Source organism: Trichococcus alkaliphilus (genome assembly GCF_003008695.1).
GTDB lineage: Bacteria > Bacillota > Bacilli > Lactobacillales > Aerococcaceae > Trichococcus > Trichococcus alkaliphilus.
Genome location: NZ_PXZT01000008.1, coordinates 98,612 through 114,987, shown reverse-complemented (window position 1 = coordinate 114,987; position 16,376 = coordinate 98,612). Strand labels below are relative to the sequence as shown.

At 51.0% G+C, this 16,376-nt stretch carries 15 protein-coding genes and 1 pseudogene; 2 read left to right on the top strand and 14 right to left on the bottom strand.

The genetic code is table 11. The features are described from left to right. Positions 1-254: 254 nt before the first annotated feature. A pseudogene (locus C7R73_RS08375) lies at positions 255-803 on the top strand (sugar O-acetyltransferase); the annotation flags it as partial. A 99-nt stretch (positions 804-902) separates the two neighbouring features. Here C7R73_RS08375 and C7R73_RS13845 read toward each other — a convergent pair. Continuing rightward, positions 903-2,036: a Maf family nucleotide pyrophosphatase gene (locus C7R73_RS13845; protein WP_239992601.1), complete on the bottom strand. Its 1,134-nt coding sequence runs from the start codon at positions 2,034-2,036 to the stop codon at positions 903-905. A 242-nt stretch (positions 2,037-2,278) separates the two neighbouring features. Here C7R73_RS13845 and C7R73_RS08360 point away from each other — a divergent pair, with 242 nt between their 5' ends. After that, positions 2,279-3,520 carry an OFA family MFS transporter gene (locus C7R73_RS08360; RefSeq protein WP_205076496.1) on the top strand — a complete coding sequence of 414 codons (1,242 nt, stop codon included), beginning with the start codon at positions 2,279-2,281 and terminating at the stop codon, positions 3,518-3,520. Between the two features lie 52 nt (positions 3,521-3,572). Here the strand turns inward: C7R73_RS08360 and C7R73_RS08355 are convergent, their stop codons facing one another. The 13 genes from C7R73_RS08355 to C7R73_RS08295 all read right to left on the bottom strand — a co-directional run bounded on the left by C7R73_RS08355 (position 3,573) and on the right by C7R73_RS08295 (position 16,301). Beyond that, the gene (locus C7R73_RS08355; protein WP_106450066.1) at positions 3,573-5,954 is read right to left on the bottom strand and encodes a homocysteine S-methyltransferase family protein; all 2,382 of its coding nucleotides are present in this window, start codon (positions 5,952-5,954) and stop codon (positions 3,573-3,575) included. Positions 5,955-5,970: 16 nt separating this feature from the next. Further along, entirely contained in the window at positions 5,971-6,636 is a 666-nt protein-coding gene (locus tag C7R73_RS08350) for a vitamin B12 dependent-methionine synthase activation domain-containing protein (protein ID WP_106450065.1), read from the bottom strand. Beyond that, a complete protein-coding gene (gene metF, locus C7R73_RS08345; RefSeq protein WP_106450064.1) occupies positions 6,633-7,532 on the bottom strand; it encodes a methylenetetrahydrofolate reductase [NAD(P)H] in 900 nt (299 codons plus the stop codon). The genes C7R73_RS08350 and metF overlap by 4 nt, the downstream gene beginning before the upstream one ends. Before the next feature lie 200 nt (positions 7,533-7,732). Then, positions 7,733-8,644 carry a LysR family transcriptional regulator gene (locus C7R73_RS08340; protein WP_106450063.1) on the bottom strand — a complete coding sequence of 304 codons (912 nt, stop codon included), beginning with the start codon at positions 8,642-8,644 and terminating at the stop codon, positions 7,733-7,735. Positions 8,645-8,852: 208 nt separating this feature from the next. Continuing rightward, positions 8,853-9,107, bottom strand: coding sequence for a DUF6718 family protein (locus tag C7R73_RS08335; RefSeq protein WP_106450062.1), 255 nt, complete (start codon positions 9,105-9,107; stop codon positions 8,853-8,855). 98 nt (positions 9,108-9,205) lie between these two features. Further along, on the bottom strand, positions 9,206-10,414 hold the full coding sequence (locus C7R73_RS08330) for a bactofilin family protein (protein WP_106450061.1): 1,209 nt from the start codon (positions 10,412-10,414) through the stop codon (positions 9,206-9,208). 41 nt (positions 10,415-10,455) lie between these two features. After that, positions 10,456-11,340: a VOC family protein gene (locus C7R73_RS08325; RefSeq protein WP_106450060.1), complete on the bottom strand. Its 885-nt coding sequence runs from the start codon at positions 11,338-11,340 to the stop codon at positions 10,456-10,458. A 174-nt stretch (positions 11,341-11,514) separates the two neighbouring features. Next, positions 11,515-12,075 (bottom strand): NUDIX hydrolase, encoded by a 561-nt coding sequence (locus C7R73_RS08320; protein WP_106450059.1) that lies wholly within the window; start codon positions 12,073-12,075, stop codon positions 11,515-11,517. Between the two features lie 30 nt (positions 12,076-12,105). Next, positions 12,106-12,570 carry a hypothetical protein gene (locus tag C7R73_RS08315; protein WP_086987147.1) on the bottom strand — a complete coding sequence of 155 codons (465 nt, stop codon included), beginning with the start codon at positions 12,568-12,570 and terminating at the stop codon, positions 12,106-12,108. Between the two features lie 47 nt (positions 12,571-12,617). Further along, positions 12,618-13,481, bottom strand: coding sequence for a tRNA 2-thiocytidine biosynthesis TtcA family protein (locus C7R73_RS08310; protein WP_106450058.1), 864 nt, complete (start codon positions 13,479-13,481; stop codon positions 12,618-12,620). A gap of 36 nt (positions 13,482-13,517) precedes the next feature. Then, entirely contained in the window at positions 13,518-14,333 is an 816-nt protein-coding gene (locus tag C7R73_RS08305; RefSeq protein ID WP_106450057.1) for an aminotransferase class IV, read from the bottom strand. Continuing rightward, a complete protein-coding gene (gene pabB / locus C7R73_RS08300; RefSeq protein WP_192875251.1) occupies positions 14,330-15,709 on the bottom strand; it encodes an aminodeoxychorismate synthase component I in 1,380 nt (459 codons plus the stop codon). Before pabB ends, C7R73_RS08305 begins: the two co-directional genes overlap by 4 nt. Then, a complete protein-coding gene (locus C7R73_RS08295) occupies positions 15,690-16,301 on the bottom strand; it encodes an anthranilate synthase component II (RefSeq protein ID WP_106450056.1) in 612 nt (203 codons plus the stop codon). Before C7R73_RS08295 ends, pabB begins: the two co-directional genes overlap by 20 nt. Positions 16,302-16,376 lie beyond the last annotated feature (75 nt).

The window sequence follows — 16,376 nt, the reverse complement described above, 5'->3', positions numbered from 1 at the left end:
CTCACCAACCCCTATCATCCACTTCGAAAATGTTATCGCTTACACACATTTTACTGCATCTATGCTCCACAATCCAAAATAAATGAGACGGATCTCTGAAAAGCCTAATATTCTTTGATCCAGTCAAAATTTTTTGTAAACGCAAAAATAAAATAGCGCCTGATTTATTTCGTATATCAAATGAGTAAATGTTTCGCTATAATTAGTAAAGATAACCCAAAAATTTACTGCCCTATACGTAAGGAGATTATAAAATGAAATCAGAACTAGAAAAAATGATCGCCGGTGAACTTTATTTTTCCAGCAATCCGGAGCTTTCCTCGATGCGGCACATTTCCCGGGAAAAGATGCACCTTTTCAACAACGAAACGGATGCCCGCAAGCGCAGTGAGCTGTTGAAAAACTGGTTCGGAAAAACTGGGGAAAATATTTATATCGAACCGACATTTTCGCTGGACTACGGCTTCAATATTTTTGTCGGCGAGAATTTCTATGCGAACTTCAATTGCACGATACTCGATACGTGCCCGGTCACATTCGGGGACAACGTGATGATCGCGCCGAATGTCAGCCTCTATACCGCCACCCATCCGCTCGATCCGGTCGAACGGAACAGCGGCTGGGAATACGGCAAACCGATCACGATCGGGAACAATGTCTGGATCGGCGGCTCTTCCGTGATCGGTCCGGGTGTAACGTTGGGGGACAATGTCGTCGTGGGTATGGGCAGCGTCGTGACCAAATCCTTCCCGGATAATGTCGTGATTGCTGGGAATCCGGCGCGCGTCATCCGCCACATCGAACTTTCCGATTCCAAGTCCTAAATACGCGAGTAAAAACAAAAAAACGATCGAGTTAGCTGCATCCAGCTGATCACGATCGTTTTTTCTTGCTTTCAACAACTACTTCTCTGTCTGTGCTTTCGTCAGCAAACGATGGATTGCTTTATCGACCAAGGCGATCGGAAATCCGACAATCGTATTGTAGTCCCCTTCGATACCGGAAACCCAGAGCGCCGCTTCCTCCTGGATACCGTATGCTCCGGCTTTGTCCATCGGCTTGCCCAATGCCACGTATGCCTTCACTTCCCTCGCCATCCGATCATCCCACTCAAATAAGCTGACTTTCGTCTCAGAAGCAAAGGTCTCTTCCTTTTCGCCCCATAAAATACTGACACCAGTCAGGACCGAATGGGTCTTTCCTGCCATGGCACGCAGCATCGCATAGGCATCGGCCTCATCAACCGGTTTACCGAGGATCTTTTCGTCCAACACGACCACAGTGTCCGAACCGATGACCATCGCTTCCCTGTTCTCGCGATGGATAACCGCCGCTTTTTCCCGCGCCAACGTTTCCACCAGTTCCGTGGCAGTGTCCAGGAACGTTTCCTGCCCTGCTTCGGAGAGAACGCGTTCTTCTATCGCTTTTTCGTCGATATCCGCAGCCTGGACCGCAAAGTCCTTTATGCATAAGGACAGCAATTCGCTGCGTCTTGGCGACTGACTTGCCAATATGATTTTCGGATCCATTTGCTCTCCCCTTCTTTCTTCAAAGTGCAGAATCATATCGTACCACACGGCATTCCCGTGCGTGGAGCTCGATCTGCCGCTGTTCACCAACCCGAACTTCTCGTAGTAAGGGATCTTTCCCTCTTTGCAGCACAGCGTCAAGCCTTGTCTGCCCGCTTTCCTGGCCGCATCGATCAGTGCCGTCAACAACTTCCCAGCAATCCCTTGCCTTCTGAATACCGGATCCACATCCAAACCGAATACGCTTTGATAAGCGCCATCCGGATTATGCAGGGCAGCATCATGGTAGTGGGCATCGCGGATGATCGGTTCATCGATGACGGCTCCGTTCACGAACCCCACCAGTTCGCCCTCGAGTTCGGCAACAAGGAAGCTTTCAGGAAACAGTTGCAGCCGCTCGCTGAGTGATTCAAGCGTCGCCGCCTCGGCTTCCGGAAAACATGCATCCTCGATTCTTTTCAGTGCAGCCAAATCCTGAAGATCCGCTTTCCTGATTTCAACTTTCATCCACTGATTCCTCCTTCACTGTCCATAGTTCATTTTACCGACAAATATTCGATTTTTCCAGAAAATTCCGTCAGCGCGGCCTCCCAGGGAATAACATTGTTGATTGGACAAACTGCCTATTCCCGGCCGCGTCAGAAAGCGATTGCATTACCTGTAAATCGATAGTATGATGACGATAGCTTGATAAAATATTCACGCAATCCATACTATCATTACCTAAGGGGGGCTTCAAAATGAACAACATCGAAAATAAATGGATGCGTGCCGCTGTCCCGGCATTGCTGATCCATTGCAGCATCGGAACAGTCTACTGCTGGTCTTTGCTGAAGGGGGGCATCGCCGAATATATCGGCAGGCCGAAAGGCGAGGTAGAATGGGCTTTCAGCATCGCCATCTTCTTCCTTGGCATGTCGGCTGCCTTCGCGGGCAGGGTCGTCGAGAAGGACATCCACAAATCTTCCCTGATTGCGGCCGTATGTTTTGCCGCCGGAATGGCCGGAACCGGATTTTTCATCCAGCAGAAATCGCTGATCGGCATTTTTATGACTTATGGTGTCCTGATGGGCATCGGTTGCGGCATCGGCTATCTCTCGCCGGTCAAAACCCTGATGCTCTGGTTCAAAAACAATAAAGGCTTGGCCACAGGGATAGCGGTGGCCGGATTCGGATTGGCAAAGGTCATCGCCAGTCCGATCATCGAGATGCTTTTGGGTGCGACAAACGCGGATGGTACGCTCGTTGACCCGACTCGGCTTTACAAACTATTCTATATCCTGGCGGTTGTCTATTTCATCATGATGTTCTTAGGCCATCTACTGTTGAAAAAACCGTCCGATTGGGTGGAGGTGCCCGTTCAGAAGAAGAAGGGTGAGAATATCCTCGACATCTTCAAGAACAAAACCTTCATCGGCATCTGGTTGATGTTCTTCATCAACATCACTTGCGGCTTGGCGCTCATCTCGCAGGAGAAGGATTTGTTGCACTTCATCGGCTTCGGTGCAGTCGGAGTGATCAGCTCATTGACGGCGCTCTTCAACGCAAGTGGCCGGCTTGGCTTTGCATCCTTCGGAGACAGGTTGAAGGACAGAAACACCATTTATATCTGGATTTTCAGTCTGTCGATTGCTGCTACGGCGCTTACGCTTTTGGCGAACGGCATCAACAACGCAATCGCTCCGTTAGTCATCATTACGCTTTGTGTCATCAACGCCGGCTACGGCGGCGGTTTCTCCAGCCTTCCACCACTGCTTGCTGACCGCTTCGGGATGAACAGCATCAGCACCATCCACGGACTGGCTTTGTCGGCTTGGGCTTTTGCCGGGCTTTCGGGGAACCAATTGAGTGCCTTTATCATCGCTAAAACTGATTCTTACAACAATGTTCTTTATGTCGTCCTGGCTCTTTATGCGGTTGCGCTCCTTATCAGTGCTGTTATCTTAAGATCAAAACCGGATGCCATGAATAAGACGAGACATCCAGCCTAACAGAAAAATCCCGGAAGAGATCCATTTTGAATGGATCCTCTTCCGGGATTTTTTAATTTATGCTGAAGACTTCTTCTGCTACGGTGACGCCGGCTCGGGCATCTTTGCAGTAGTAATCCGCTCCGATGGCTTTTGCATACTTTTCTGTCAGTACGGCTCCCCCGACGAAGACCTTCACAGGCAAACCAGCCTCGCGCAAGGCTGTGATCGTATCCTCCATCGCCGTGACGGTCGTCGTCATCAATGCAGACAAACCGACCAATTTGACTTGATGTTGCTTGGCAACTGCCACAACCTCCTCGATAGGGACATCCTTGCCGAGGTCGATGACGTCGTAGCCATAGTTTTCAAGCAGGACTTTGGCCAGATTTTTTCCGATATCATGGATATCCCCTCTTACGGTGGCCATGACGATGGTTCCCTTCGATTCCAGCTTCTCATTGCCGGCCGCAAGTTTTGCGCGGATCGTTTCGAAGGCTTTGCCGGCCGTTTCGGCGGCGCGGATCAACTGAGGCAGGAAGATGTTCTTCTGTTCATAGAGTTTGCCGACTTCATCCAATGCCGGCACGATGTGATCGTCCACGACAGCCAATGGCGTATTGTCTTTAAGCAGCGCATTTGTTGCCTTCATGATACCTGTTTCGTCGCCCTCCAAGAGCATTTCCCGGTAGGAACGGACCACGTTTTCCTGCTTGGGCCCATCGGATTTGACCACAGCCTTTTTGTTGTTGTAGTCGATATAGTCGATGGCACCTTCATCTTGTCCGGACAGAACATTGAAGGCGCGCATCGTGTCGACGATTCCGTCGGCCCCTGGGTTGATGATGACCGTATCCAGTCCCGAAGTCAGCGCCATGGCAAAATAGGTACGGTTGATCAAGGCACGGAAAGGCAGTCCATAGGAAACATTGCTCAGTCCCAAGGTGGTCAAAGCTTGCGTGTTTTCCTTGACCCAACGCAAGGCCTTCAACGTCTCCATGACCGCTTTCTGTTGGGCAGCCGCTGTGAGCACAAGGCAATCGACGAGCAATCTTTCGGACCCGATGCCGTATTCTCCCGCTCGATCGATCAGCTTTTGGGCGACCTTTGTACGGCCATCCGCATCATCCGGGATGCCCGCTTCATCCAGACACAAGGCCACGACAAAGGCGCCGTATTTCTGGACGATTGGATAGATTTCGGCCATCGAGGATTCTTTCCCGTTGACCGAGTTGACGATTGCGACGCCGCTGTAGCGCCTCAAAGCTGCTTCAAGCACTTCCGGTTTGGTCGAATCGAATTGCAGCGGCGCTTCCACCAGTCCACTCATCCCATCGATTATTTTTGTCATATAGTCCGTTTCGTCGATCATCGGCAAAGAGGTGTTGATGTCCAAAACATCCGCACCTTTTTGGACCTGTTCAAAAGCGACTTTGATGGCCGCCAACGGATTGCCTGCCACGAATTGTTCCTTCAAAGCTTTGTTGCCTGATGGGTTGATCCGCTCACCAATGAGGGTGATCTGGCCATCCAGGCAAACCTTTTTCTGCGCGGAACAGACATACCGCTTCAATTTATTGACTTCCCTTTTAACAAAAAGCGCTTTGGCCTGCTGCAGATCGCGGATGTACTCCGGTGTCGTGCCGCAGCAGCCCCCGATCACAGAAACTCCCAAACCGGCCAATTCCTTCGCGACCTCAAGGTAGTCCGCGGAAACGACGTTATATTTGGCGACGCCCGCTTCCGTCACAGGAATGCCGGCATTCGCCTGCACCATCACCGGTGTGTTCGTGAAGGCCAAGATCCTTTTGATGATGGGAATCAGTTCCTTTGGGCCCAATGAGCAGTTTACGCCCAGCACATCCACACCCAACGCATCCAAAGAGAGGGCCATGATCTCCGGCTCGGTTCCGGTCAAGGTATTGCCATCATCCGTAAAGGTCATCGTCGCGAAGATCGGCAGGTCGCAGTTCTCTTTCGCAGCCAACACGGCCGCGCGCATTTCCGCCAGATCCGACATCGTTTCGATGAGGATCAGATCCGCTCCGGCCGCAGCCCCAATCGTCACTTGCTCGCGGAAATAGTCGTAAGCCTGGTCGAAATCCAGCAATCCGATCGGTTTCATCATCTTCCCTACCGGTCCGATATCGAGCGCTACCTGCGCCCTTGTCCCTGCCGTTGCGGCTTTTGCGATCTCAACTGCAGCAGTCACCACTTCCGTAACGGAGTAGCCGGTCTCCTGCAGTTTGTAGGCATTCGCGCCGAATGTATTTGTCGTGATGAACTGCGCACCGGCTTCGACGTACTCCCGATGGATCCGGCCGAGCAGCTCGGGATCCTCCAGATTCAACGCTTCCGGATTTTTGCCGGCTTTCATCCCGTATGTCTGGAGCATCGTGCCCATCGCACCATCAAAGAGAAGCAGTTCTTCTCCAACTTGTTTCCTGATATCCATTCCTTTGCCCCCTAACTTAACTTCTGGCCGTGCAGCTGTCGTTCAGATCGCACTCGCTGCAGCTGGTATTCCCGCAACGATGGTTCTTGCCTTTGGATGTCCCTTCCTCCAGAACGCCCAATATCGCCACAATCGATTTTCTTGGCGTCATCAGCATCGAATCCGTCAGATGGACCCCGATCCGCTTGTCGGACTGCAATTCCCCGAGCAGCGTTTTGTTGGTGGCCAAAGGAAGATCCCCGTATCCGGGCGCGTAACGGAAAGTCAATGCGGCTCCCGCTGGCAACTGGCTTTCGATTTCCTGTTGGCAACTGTCCGCGATCGTCTCGACGAATGCGGATGCACAGGCATCAGCGATCATGCCCAAGGTCGGCGACATCATTTTATTGCGCTCGATGAGGAGATCCCCCTGCGCGCCTAATGTGCAGACCATGATGTAGACCTCATTGCATCGCTTAAGCGTACGGGTGATGCTTTTCCCTTCCAGCACCACTGCAGTCCCCACCAGCTTAATTACGCCCTCAACGGAGTGGTCCAGAAGATAATGCCCATAAGTCCATTTCCCGGTGACCGCCTGCTCAAACTGAGCGGCGATCATCTCCATATCGTTCTTTGTCCGTTCGTCGGGTTGTTTGTTGCCGAAGCCTAGATACTTTGCGACCAGCTTCAGATCCGTCTTCATCTTTGCGGCTCTTTTCTGCAGACCGCCTTGCGGACACAGGAGATGTTTTCCATGATTCTTCTTGTCGCATCAGGCTTGTTCATCGTGTAGATGTGGACGCCATCCACCCCTGAAGATAGCAAGTCGATGATCTGATCGACTGCATAAGCGATGCCGGCTTCCTGCAGCGATGCCGGATCGTGCGCGTATCTATCAAGTATCCGCAGGAATTTCGGCGGCAGGTTGCAGCCAGAAATTTCCTGAATCCGTTTCACCTGTTTGATGTTCAGCACCGGCAATATCCCGGCGATGACCGGTTGTTCGATGCCGATGAGATCCAATTTCTCCTTGAACTGATAGAAAAGATCGTTGTCGTAGAAAAGCTGCGTGATCATGAAGTCCGCGCCGTGGTCCATTTTCCTTTTCAGATTTTTCAGGTCATCCACTTTGTTTATGGAATCGATATGCCCTTCCGGATAGCAGGCCGCTCCGATCGAAAAATCGCCTGCCGCTTTGATGTCGTCGATCAGTTCGGATGCATAACGATATTCCGGATTCCAATTCTTGTCCGCCAATTTCTCCTGGGGTATATCCCCGCGCAAAGCCAGGATGTTTTCGATGCCGCTATCCTTGATTGATGCCAGTGTCCGTTTCATGCCCTCTTTTGTCGAGGTGCAGCCTGTCAAATGGGCGATCGATTCGATGCCGAAATCCTTCTTGATGCGCGATGCGATTTCAACCGTGTTGCTTTGGGCAGTACCGCCTGCGCCGTACGTCACGGAAATGAAATCGGGATGCAAGCCCTTCAGGTCATGCAAAGTGTCGAACACGGTGTCAAGGGAATAGCTGCTCTTCGGCGGAAAAATTTCAAACGAAACGGTCGGTTCCCCTTTGCTGATCATATCTCTAATCTTCATAGTCATGTCCTCCTTCAATTTGTTCAAGGTGCGGCATTTTGAGCGCACTTACTTTGTGTACAATTGATCATGTCAGTTGATGACTTCCCGCAAGAAGTCATTTATTTCCAATAGTATGACACGGAATGAAGATATAGAGTAACACCAAAAAAATATACTTAGTTATAGAAAAAGACTATACCCAAAATAGACCGAACCTGTTAATTCCCATAGGTCCGGATCACTGCCTTCAGCTCCTTGATATAGGCGGCTGCCTGCCGGCTGATTCCGGCTTTCTTGTTGGCGATCCAACCGATCACCATCCGGTCCTCGACATCCAACGGCACCGAAACGATGTCCGTGCCGTTCAGCTCTTCACTAAGTACGCCTGTGGAGATGGTATATCCATCCAAACCGATCACCAAATTGAACAAAGTCGCGCGGTCGCTGACGAGGATGCTTTTTTTATGGAAAACGGTGCTGAGAATCTCTTCAGAAAAATAGAAGGAATTATGCTCGCCCTGTTCGAATGACAGGTAGGGATAATCCTCGAGGTCCGCCAAGGTAACACGCTGTTTGGACGCCAATGGATTACGGACGCTGACAAAGATGTGCGGTTCCGCTTCAAACAAAGGATGGAACTCCAATTGGCTCTCCTGCAGGATTTTTTTTAGCGCATTGCGGTTGAACGAATCCAGATAGAGGATGCCGATTTCACTCTGGAAACTTTTGACGTCCTCGATGATTTCATGGGTACGCGTCTCACGCAAGGTGAACTTGTATTCATCCGCTCCGCTCTTTTTGATCATGTTGACGAACGCGCTGACGGCGAACGCGTAATGTTGGGTCGAAATGGAACACAATTGTTTGGCCGGTTTCTTGTCGAGGTAGCGCTGTTCCAGCAACTCCGCTTGCTCGATCACCTGCTGGGCGTACTTCAGGAATTCGCTGCCTTCTGCGGTCAAAGTGATGCCTTTGGCGGTCCGGATGAACAGCTCCAGACCGATTTCTTCCTCAAGGTCCTTGATGGCGTTTGATAGGCTAGGTTGTGAAATGAAGCATTTTTTTGCGGCTTCGTTGATCGATTTGTACTGCGCGACTGCCAGCATATATCTTAGTTGTTTTAAGGTCATGTTTCTTGCCTTACCTGTCCGGATTCCCTAAATGGCGGATACGCGCGGTAAAAGGCTCCTCCTCTCGCTGCTTTGACCCCCGAAGCGGTCATGTGTTTTGGCTTCTTTGCTTCTGAATCGATTATACCAGACTGAGGTTCAACGGAGAATTAAAACAAAAAAAGACCGGCGCGGCAGCATTTCCATATGCTTCCGCGCCGATCCGATGCTATTTTTTCCGGCTGACTTTTTCTTCAATCGTGCGTTCGAATGTTTCTTTGTTGTCAACCACCGCGATGGGTGCGTACTCCGGCCACGCCTCTTCCAGGGCTTCCGCGGAGTCCCCGCTCAGGAGGAGCACCTCGATTTTCCGGCCGAAACGTTGCTCCAATTCTTCCGAATAGCCCATAATGGATGGTACCGCATCGATTGCAATCGCTGCACTGCCGTTCTTTTTGAATGTCCTTGCCACTACGAATTTCATAGATTCACCTCAGGGTCCATTATATCAAAAAGTGCGCGTTCCCGGGAAGAAAATGATGCGTTCGCATTTCCATTCCAGTTTCCGTCCTGCTGATCCGGCTACAGATCCAATTCGGTCTGCACGCTTGCTGTTTCAGGTGCAGCTCGATGATGGGCCATCACGAGCGACCCCAACCCTGCCATCACGATCAGCAAGGAACTCAGGAAGCCGATGTAAGGTGGCATCCGTAAAACGCCGAGGATGATCAATCCCAACAATACCAGCCAGACGCCTTTATGCAGCTCGGGCCATTTGAAGCGTTTCGCCAACCACTGTCCGATGAAAACCGCCACGATGATCCGCGACAGATACAAAGCGATCGGATAAACGGCGCCAAGGATGACCGCGATCGGAATCCCGATGACGGTGACCATCGCCAAGATGATCATCGGCGGCACCACCAACAATGTCAGCAGACCAACACCCAACGTCTTCAGCGGCTGTTCAACCAAGGGCTGGGTTGTGTTTTGCCAGAAAGCGGGGCGCCAGATTCGAATCAGGAACCAGATCAGCAAAGCGCTCGCCAAGCTCCAGAGGAACCAGAAAAATTTCCTTACCGGAGTTCTCGTCTCTTTCACCGCGACTTCTCTGTCCACGTTCATCGTTTCGGCAAATTCCCAATCGGTGTCTCCAGCGATCGTTGCGCCGGTCCCGATGTCAGCTTCGTTTTCACCCTTGTAGTTGAGGTCGCCCGCTATGTTCGCGCCGTCCTGAAGTTTCAGACTATCCGTCTGAAGATTGGCGTCCCCGCCGATCTGTCCGCTGAGCACAATCTCGGCTCCGCCCCCGAAGAGGTTGCGTTGGATGATCCCTTCTTGAAGGATGGTTGCGCCCGCCGCAAACAAGTCCCTGCCAATGGACGCATCCTGTCCGACGGAGATATTCTGACCGGCAAAGAAAACATCGCTTTCCGATTGCCCATCAAAGGTAAGTGCTTGCCCAGCTCCATAAATATTGCCGGTCACCGTCCCGTTAATGGAAATTGTTTGGGCAGCCACAAAAAGATCGCCGTTGATGTTGCCGTTGATCCGGACATCCTGCCCGGACACAAACGTCGTCCCTTCCACATTTCCATCGACTTTCACCACATTACCCGCAAAGAAACCCGGTCCTTCAATCGTCTCACCGGCAGCCAAATGATCCAGATTCTCCTCATTTAGGGTCGTGGCCGAAGCTACTCCAGAAAATCCCAACAAAATCGCCAAAAATAACAAGTTGATGCTCCAAAAAACACCTTTCCACCAAACCGTCTTTTTCACTCTTTTCATCCTGCATCCTTCTTTCATGCAACCATGCAAAAAAACAGTGACTAGGCTTCGTAAACTCTTCTCAGTTCCGCAAGATCCAATTTTTTCATTTTCAGAGTCGCCTCTGTGACGCGTGCCAATTTTTCAGGATCCGCTGTCTGCAGCATCTCGTTCATGTCCGTTGGAACGATCTGCCAAGATACCCCGTATTTATCCTTCAGCCATCCGCAGTTTTCCGCTTCCGGGACATACGACAGGGCTTCCCAATAGTAATCAATTTCTTCCTGATTTTCGCAATTGACGATGAAAGAGATAGCTTCATTGAATTCAAAATCATGGGCCTGAGCACTGTCCATGGCTGCGAACGTTTGGCCTTCCAACTTGAAAGAAGCGAATCTTACCGTCCCGGGCGCATCCGGTTCCTCCCCCACTCCGTAGTAATCCATTGCATCGATTGAGGTATCTGAGAACACAGCCTCATAGAAAAGGATCGCCTCCTCTGCTTTGCCGCATTGTTTTTTGGTGAACATCAGCGTCGGAGTCAATTTCTGTTCTATCTCCCGTTCGCCGACGTGCATGATCTGCCAAGACAGGCCGTAACGGTCCGCTGTCCAACCATACCTTTTGCTGAAGGGGTAAGCGTCCAACGGCATGAGCACCGCGCCGCCATCGGAAAGCTTTTCCCAAAGGAAATCGACTTCCTTCATCGATGCGCAATCGATTCGGATTGAAATGGACGGATTGAAGCGGAAATACGGTCCTGCCGCGATCGCCATGAAATCCTGACCAGCCAACGTCATTGAGACAATATCGGCCGTTCCATATGGTGGTGGATTCTGGATTTGGCTGACGTTTGTGATTTTGGAATTATCGAACAGTGAGGTATAGAATTCAGCTGCTTCTACAGCCTGCGTATCAAACCAAAAATGCGGAACAATTTTATTCATAAGTTAAATCCTCCCTAATCTTATGATTACCGACCCCGACAGTGCAAATGGACAAAAAAAAACAGCGGCTGCACCGACCCGCCGAATATGTTCTTCGGCGCAGTCGGTGCTCTCCACTGCCATTATGCCACTTTTCGTTGCCGATGGAAAATGAGAACCATCGGCGCTGAGCGGCTATTGCATTCTGTTCAATTTATCGTTCAGCTTGGCGTAAATGCCCTTCATGTAAGGCTCGCTGCACTTGGAAAGCGCCTCTTCCAATCCCATCCAAGCGACCCCACTGTTTTCGTCAGGTTTGACGCTCGTCCGTTGCGTCTCGTCCGCTTCCAGCAGGTAGGTCAGATTCAGATGCACATGCGTCCCTATCTGTTTGCCGTTTTTGACGTGCCCATCCACACTCAATATTTCGAGCGAAAAGAGCTTCTGCGAAATCGGCTTTACCTGCTCGATACCCGTCTCTTCCTTCGTTTCCCGGATCGCCGTTGCCAGGAAGTCGGTTTCCCCATCCATGTGGCCGCCGATCCAGGACCAGGAACGGTAGATGTTATGGTAGACCATCAGCACCTTGGTACGGTCGCGATTGACGACCCAACTCGAAGCGGTGAAGTGGGCGAACTCATTCTCACGCTTGAACAAATCATCGAATTGATCCAGATACCGAAGCATCAGCTCACGGTCCTTTTCTTCCTGTTCATTAAAGGGAGAATAGTCCGCAAGCATTTGTCTGATTCCCATACCAGCCTTCCTTTCGCATGCTTTTAGCGGTTAATTGGTTCGCGAGAAACCTTCATCATTCAGATAACCGACAGCCGCATCACGGGTCTTGAAGATTCCTTCCATTTGACCGTTCTTCAACGCAACCGACCACATCGGATTATCGTAGATCAGCAACAGAACATCTCCGGACCGATCCACCCATTTTTCCGAGTAGCCTTCCTCATAGCCGTCTTCGGTTTTTTTCAGAAAGGAAATCGCCTTTTCCAGCAGGAAACGGATCGTTCCTTCGTCGCTTTCCAATACGGAAATATAGCCTTTATCCGTCTCTTCTTTCGGCAGGTAGCCTGCATAAATGAAGGCATTGCCGTTTGGATGCAGGAAGCGGACGGCGATTTTGTGGTCCACCGCACTCGCATTGAAATGATAATTGATCCGGTTCATCGAGACCGGAACAGCCGTCAGTTCTTTATAATCATCAAATATCGCTTTTTTTTCTTCGAATGACAAGGTCATTTCATTCAACTCCCTATTAATGTTCTCCGATTTTGCGGAGGTTCGACTCATTCTACCATATCTGGCAGCGGCCTTTCAGCCCCATCCGCGTATTTTTCAAGAAAATGATGCCTTCCGTCCCGATCTCGGGAAGAAATGATTTTTTCGAGGTTCACGCTCTGCACACTCTGGAAGATATTCGCGTCGATGAGCGGACTCGTTTCGCGCAGTTGGCCGATCAATGCCTTCATCTCTTTGCGCTTGAAACCTCCGATATCGCTCGGTTGATTATCGTACATTTCCGTGAAACGGCAGGCGCACTGGAGGAATGTCAATTGATGGTAGTCCTTCCAGGCGATGATATCCGCTTCCTTCACATGATAAAGCGGCCGGATCAGCTCCATCCCTTCGAAGTTCCGGCTATGCAGTTTCGGCATCATCGTCTCGATGGTCCCGCCGTAGAACATGTTCATCAGGATCGTCTCGATGACGTCATCGAAATGATGTCCCAAAGCGATCTTGTTGCAGCCGAGCTCCTGGGCTTTTTGGTACAGACTGCCCCTGCGCATGCGCGCGCAAAGATAACAGGGTGACGAGTCCACATTCTCAACGACATCAAAAATGGAGGACTCGAAAACGGTCAGTGGGATGTCCATCAATGCGGCATTATCCAAAATCTGTTGCTGGTTCTGTTCACTGTATCCCGGATTCATCGCCAAAAAGACCAGCTCGAATCGTATCGTGCCATGCCGTTGCAGCTCCTGCATCAGTTTGGCCATCAGCATCGAATCCTTCCCGCCGGAGATGCAGACGGCTATCTTGTCGCCGTCTTGGATCAGTTCATATTCCTGGATCGCTTTTATGAAGGGCCGCCATAAGGATTTCCGGTATTTTTTGATGAGACTTCTTTCGATTTGATCGCATTTTTCCATCTAATCGGTTTTCCTTTCTTTTCCAAGCGGGTGTGCTCAAAAATTCGTACTTCTCCGCAATTTTGTAGTCACAGGATAGTCGCCCGGATTGAACAACTTATCCTCCAAACGGCTGACTGGCATAATCCCCATCAGAGCATTGGTCAAAAAAATCTCATCTGCGTCAAACAGTTCTTCCGAATGATAGCTGCCTTCATGGATTGGCATCCCCAACTCCATGCACTGTTGTATGACCCTTGCCCTGGCTGTCCCCTCAAGGATGCCGCAGGCCGCAGCGGGTGTGTAGACCTCGCGAGCCTTGACCCAAAAAATATTTGCGACGCATCCCTCGGCAACCAGTCCTTGCGTATTCAGGAAAAGAGCTTCATGAAAGCCTTTCTTTACGGCTGCTTCTTTTTCCAGGATGTTTTCCGTATAACTCATGCTTTTGATGCCGACTATTTTGGAGAATTCGTTCCTTCTCGCATCGGCCAGGCATACTTTCAGACCTGTTGTATATTCCTCTTTGTAGGTTTTCGTTCCTGTCAGGATCAGGATATCCGCTTCCTGATGCACCTGTTTTTTCGGGGTCGGTTTGCTGCAGACGACCTTTACGAAACCTTCGGAAACGCCATTCAGCTCCAGCAATTTTTCGATGATCGGCTGGAGGTCGGTTTCTTGATAGGGGCAAGTCATCCCCAGAACCGACAGCGCACGGACCATGCGTGTGTAATGTTGGTCCAGAAACAGCGCTTGTTTACCGGAAACGCGGATTGTCTCAAAAACCCCGTATCCGTACATGAAGCCTGGGGACAGCGGACTGATCAGCGCTGCATCTTCTTCAAGATAGGCCGTATTCAAAAATACTTTCATTCGTTTTCCCCTTCCGGTAATTCCGCTTGCAGCGCCTCGATGAGTGCCTTCGCCTTCACAAGCGTCTCCTCGTATTCCATTTCCGCATCCGAATCCCAGACGATTCCGCCGCCGACCTGAAAATAGGCCGTGTCGCCTTTCTGCAGAATCGTCCGGATGACGATATTCAGATCGGCATCGCCATTGAAGCCGACATAGCCAATCGATCCGGTATAGACGTTGCGCTGGGTCGGCTCGATTTCATCGATGATTTCCATCGCCCTGATTTTCGGCGCGCCCGTTATCGATCCGCCCGGGAAGGCTGCTTTGATGCAATCGAGCGCGTGGATGCCTTCCTCCAGCTCCCCTTCGATTGTCGAGACGAGCTGAAAAACCGTGCTGTAGTCCTCGATATGGTACATTTCCGTGACCTTGACGCTGCCGGTTTTGCAGACCCGACCCAAATCATTGCGCATCAGATCGACAATCATCAGCAATTCGGCACGGTCCTTCTCGCTTTCCAACAGCTCCTGGCGGTTCACTCTATCCTCCTGCTCGGTGGCGCCCCGCGGCCGTGTGCCTTTGATCGGCCGAGTCTGAACCTTGCCGTTGCGGATCTGCAGGAACCGCTCCGGCGAACTGCTCAAAAGCTGGCCCATGCCGAAGTCGATGTAGGCAGCGAACGGCGCGGGATTGATGTCGCGCAAGCGCGTGTACAGCTCGTAGGGCGATGCTTCCGTCCGGCATTGGAAGCGTTGGGTCATGTTGACCTGATAGATGTCGCCGGAACGGATGTACTCCTTGATGCGCGCGATCGCGTTCAAATAGTAGCTTTTGGTCATATTCGCGGTGAGCTTCGGCCTGGCAGCGCCAGCCAATTCCGAGACCTGAACCGGAAAATGCAACCCTTCCGCAGCCATGATGACCTTTTCCGCCTCAGCCACCCACTTTTCCGGGTCGCCAAAAAGACCCGGCGAAGCAAGATGGACCTTGCCCAAAAGATGGTCCACCACAATCGCACCGTCATAGATGCCAAAGAAGCTGTTCGGAATCTGGACATCATCGTGCGCTTCATTCGGCAACCGTTCCACCTGATGGCGCAACTCATAGCCGAAGTAACCGACAGCTCCGCCGATGAAAGGAAGCTCGCCTGCATACTCCAGCTGATATTCTTCCAACAGTGCTTTCAGTTCTGCAAAAGCATCCACGCCAGCTTTGGCAGTCAGCGTCATTTCGGGACCGAATCCGATGAATGAATAGCGTCCCAACTTTTCCGGATCCATCCCGCTGTCAAGGAAAAAACAATGCTTGCGGTCGCGGAACAAAGAGAACAGTTCGAAGCTCGAAAGTCCGGTAACGATTTCCTTGATCACGATGTCAGTCGTTCTTTTTCCCATCAACAATCGCCCCTTTCCGCTTTTTTTTGGCGCGCTCATAAAAGTTGCGCAACATATCCAACCCATGCTCCGTCAGGATCGCCTCGGGATGGAACTGTACCCCCTCGATCAGCTCTTCCCGATGAAGAAAGCCCATGATTTCGCCATCCTCCGTCCAGGCGGTGACCTCCAGACTTTCCGGGAGGCTCCCCTTTTCCACGATCAAGGAATGGTATCTTGTGACGTTCAGCGGACTTTTCAAGCCTTGGAAGACGCCTTTTCCGGTGTGTTGGATGGCATGAACCTTCCCATGGACAGGCTCTTTCGCCTTCACGATTGCCGCGCCGAACAAACCGGCGATCGTCTGATGCCCCAGGCAGATGCCCAGAATCGGGATAGCCCCTGCAAAGCGTCTGACGACATCCAGACTGACGCCCGCTTCTTTTGGCGTCTTGGGGCCCGGGGAAATCAGGATCATCAGCGGATCCATTGCCGCTATCTCTTCGATTGTTATCTTATCGTTCCGTTTCACCACAACGTTCTCATCCAATTGCTTCAGGTATTGGACGAGGTTGTAGGTGAAGGAATCATAATTATCTATTACAAGTATCATACATATCCTCATCAATATTATTATTTTTATGCTCTAGCGTCGATCATTCTTCATGTATAAGGCGGACCTTGTAAA

Bases quoted from the DNA above. Each gene is read 5' to 3' on its own strand.
- pabB (WP_192875251.1), bottom strand. From the start codon at position 15,709: ATGGGAAAAAGAACGACTGACATCGTGATCAAGGAAATCGTTACCGGA.
- C7R73_RS08330 (WP_106450061.1), bottom strand. From the start codon at position 10,414: ATGAAAAGAGTGAAAAAGACGGTTTGGTGGAAAGGTGTTTTTTGGAGC.
- C7R73_RS08315 (WP_086987147.1), bottom strand. From the start codon at position 12,570: ATGACCTTGTCATTCGAAGAAAAAAAAGCGATATTTGATGATTATAAA.
- C7R73_RS13845 (WP_239992601.1), bottom strand. From the start codon at position 2,036: ATGAAAGTTGAAATCAGGAAAGCGGATCTTCAGGATTTGGCTGCACTG.
- C7R73_RS08310 (WP_106450058.1), bottom strand. From the start codon at position 13,481: ATGGAAAAATGCGATCAAATCGAAAGAAGTCTCATCAAAAAATACCGG.
- C7R73_RS08320 (WP_106450059.1), bottom strand. From the start codon at position 12,075: ATGGGAATCAGACAAATGCTTGCGGACTATTCTCCCTTTAATGAACAG.
- metF (WP_106450064.1), bottom strand. From the start codon at position 7,532: ATGAAGATTAGAGATATGATCAGCAAAGGGGAACCGACCGTTTCGTTT.
- C7R73_RS08350 (WP_106450065.1), bottom strand. From the start codon at position 6,636: ATGAAGACGGATCTGAAGCTGGTCGCAAAGTATCTAGGCTTCGGCAAC.
- C7R73_RS08335 (WP_106450062.1), bottom strand. From the start codon at position 9,107: ATGAAATTCGTAGTGGCAAGGACATTCAAAAAGAACGGCAGTGCAGCG.
- C7R73_RS08355 (WP_106450066.1), bottom strand. From the start codon at position 5,954: ATGGATATCAGGAAACAAGTTGGAGAAGAACTGCTTCTCTTTGATGGT.
- C7R73_RS08295 (WP_106450056.1), bottom strand. From the start codon at position 16,301: ATGATACTTGTAATAGATAATTATGATTCCTTCACCTACAACCTCGTC.
- C7R73_RS08325 (WP_106450060.1), bottom strand. From the start codon at position 11,340: ATGAATAAAATTGTTCCGCATTTTTGGTTTGATACGCAGGCTGTAGAA.
- C7R73_RS08305 (WP_106450057.1), bottom strand. From the start codon at position 14,333: ATGAAAGTATTTTTGAATACGGCCTATCTTGAAGAAGATGCAGCGCTG.
- C7R73_RS08340 (WP_106450063.1), bottom strand. From the start codon at position 8,644: ATGACCTTAAAACAACTAAGATATATGCTGGCAGTCGCGCAGTACAAA.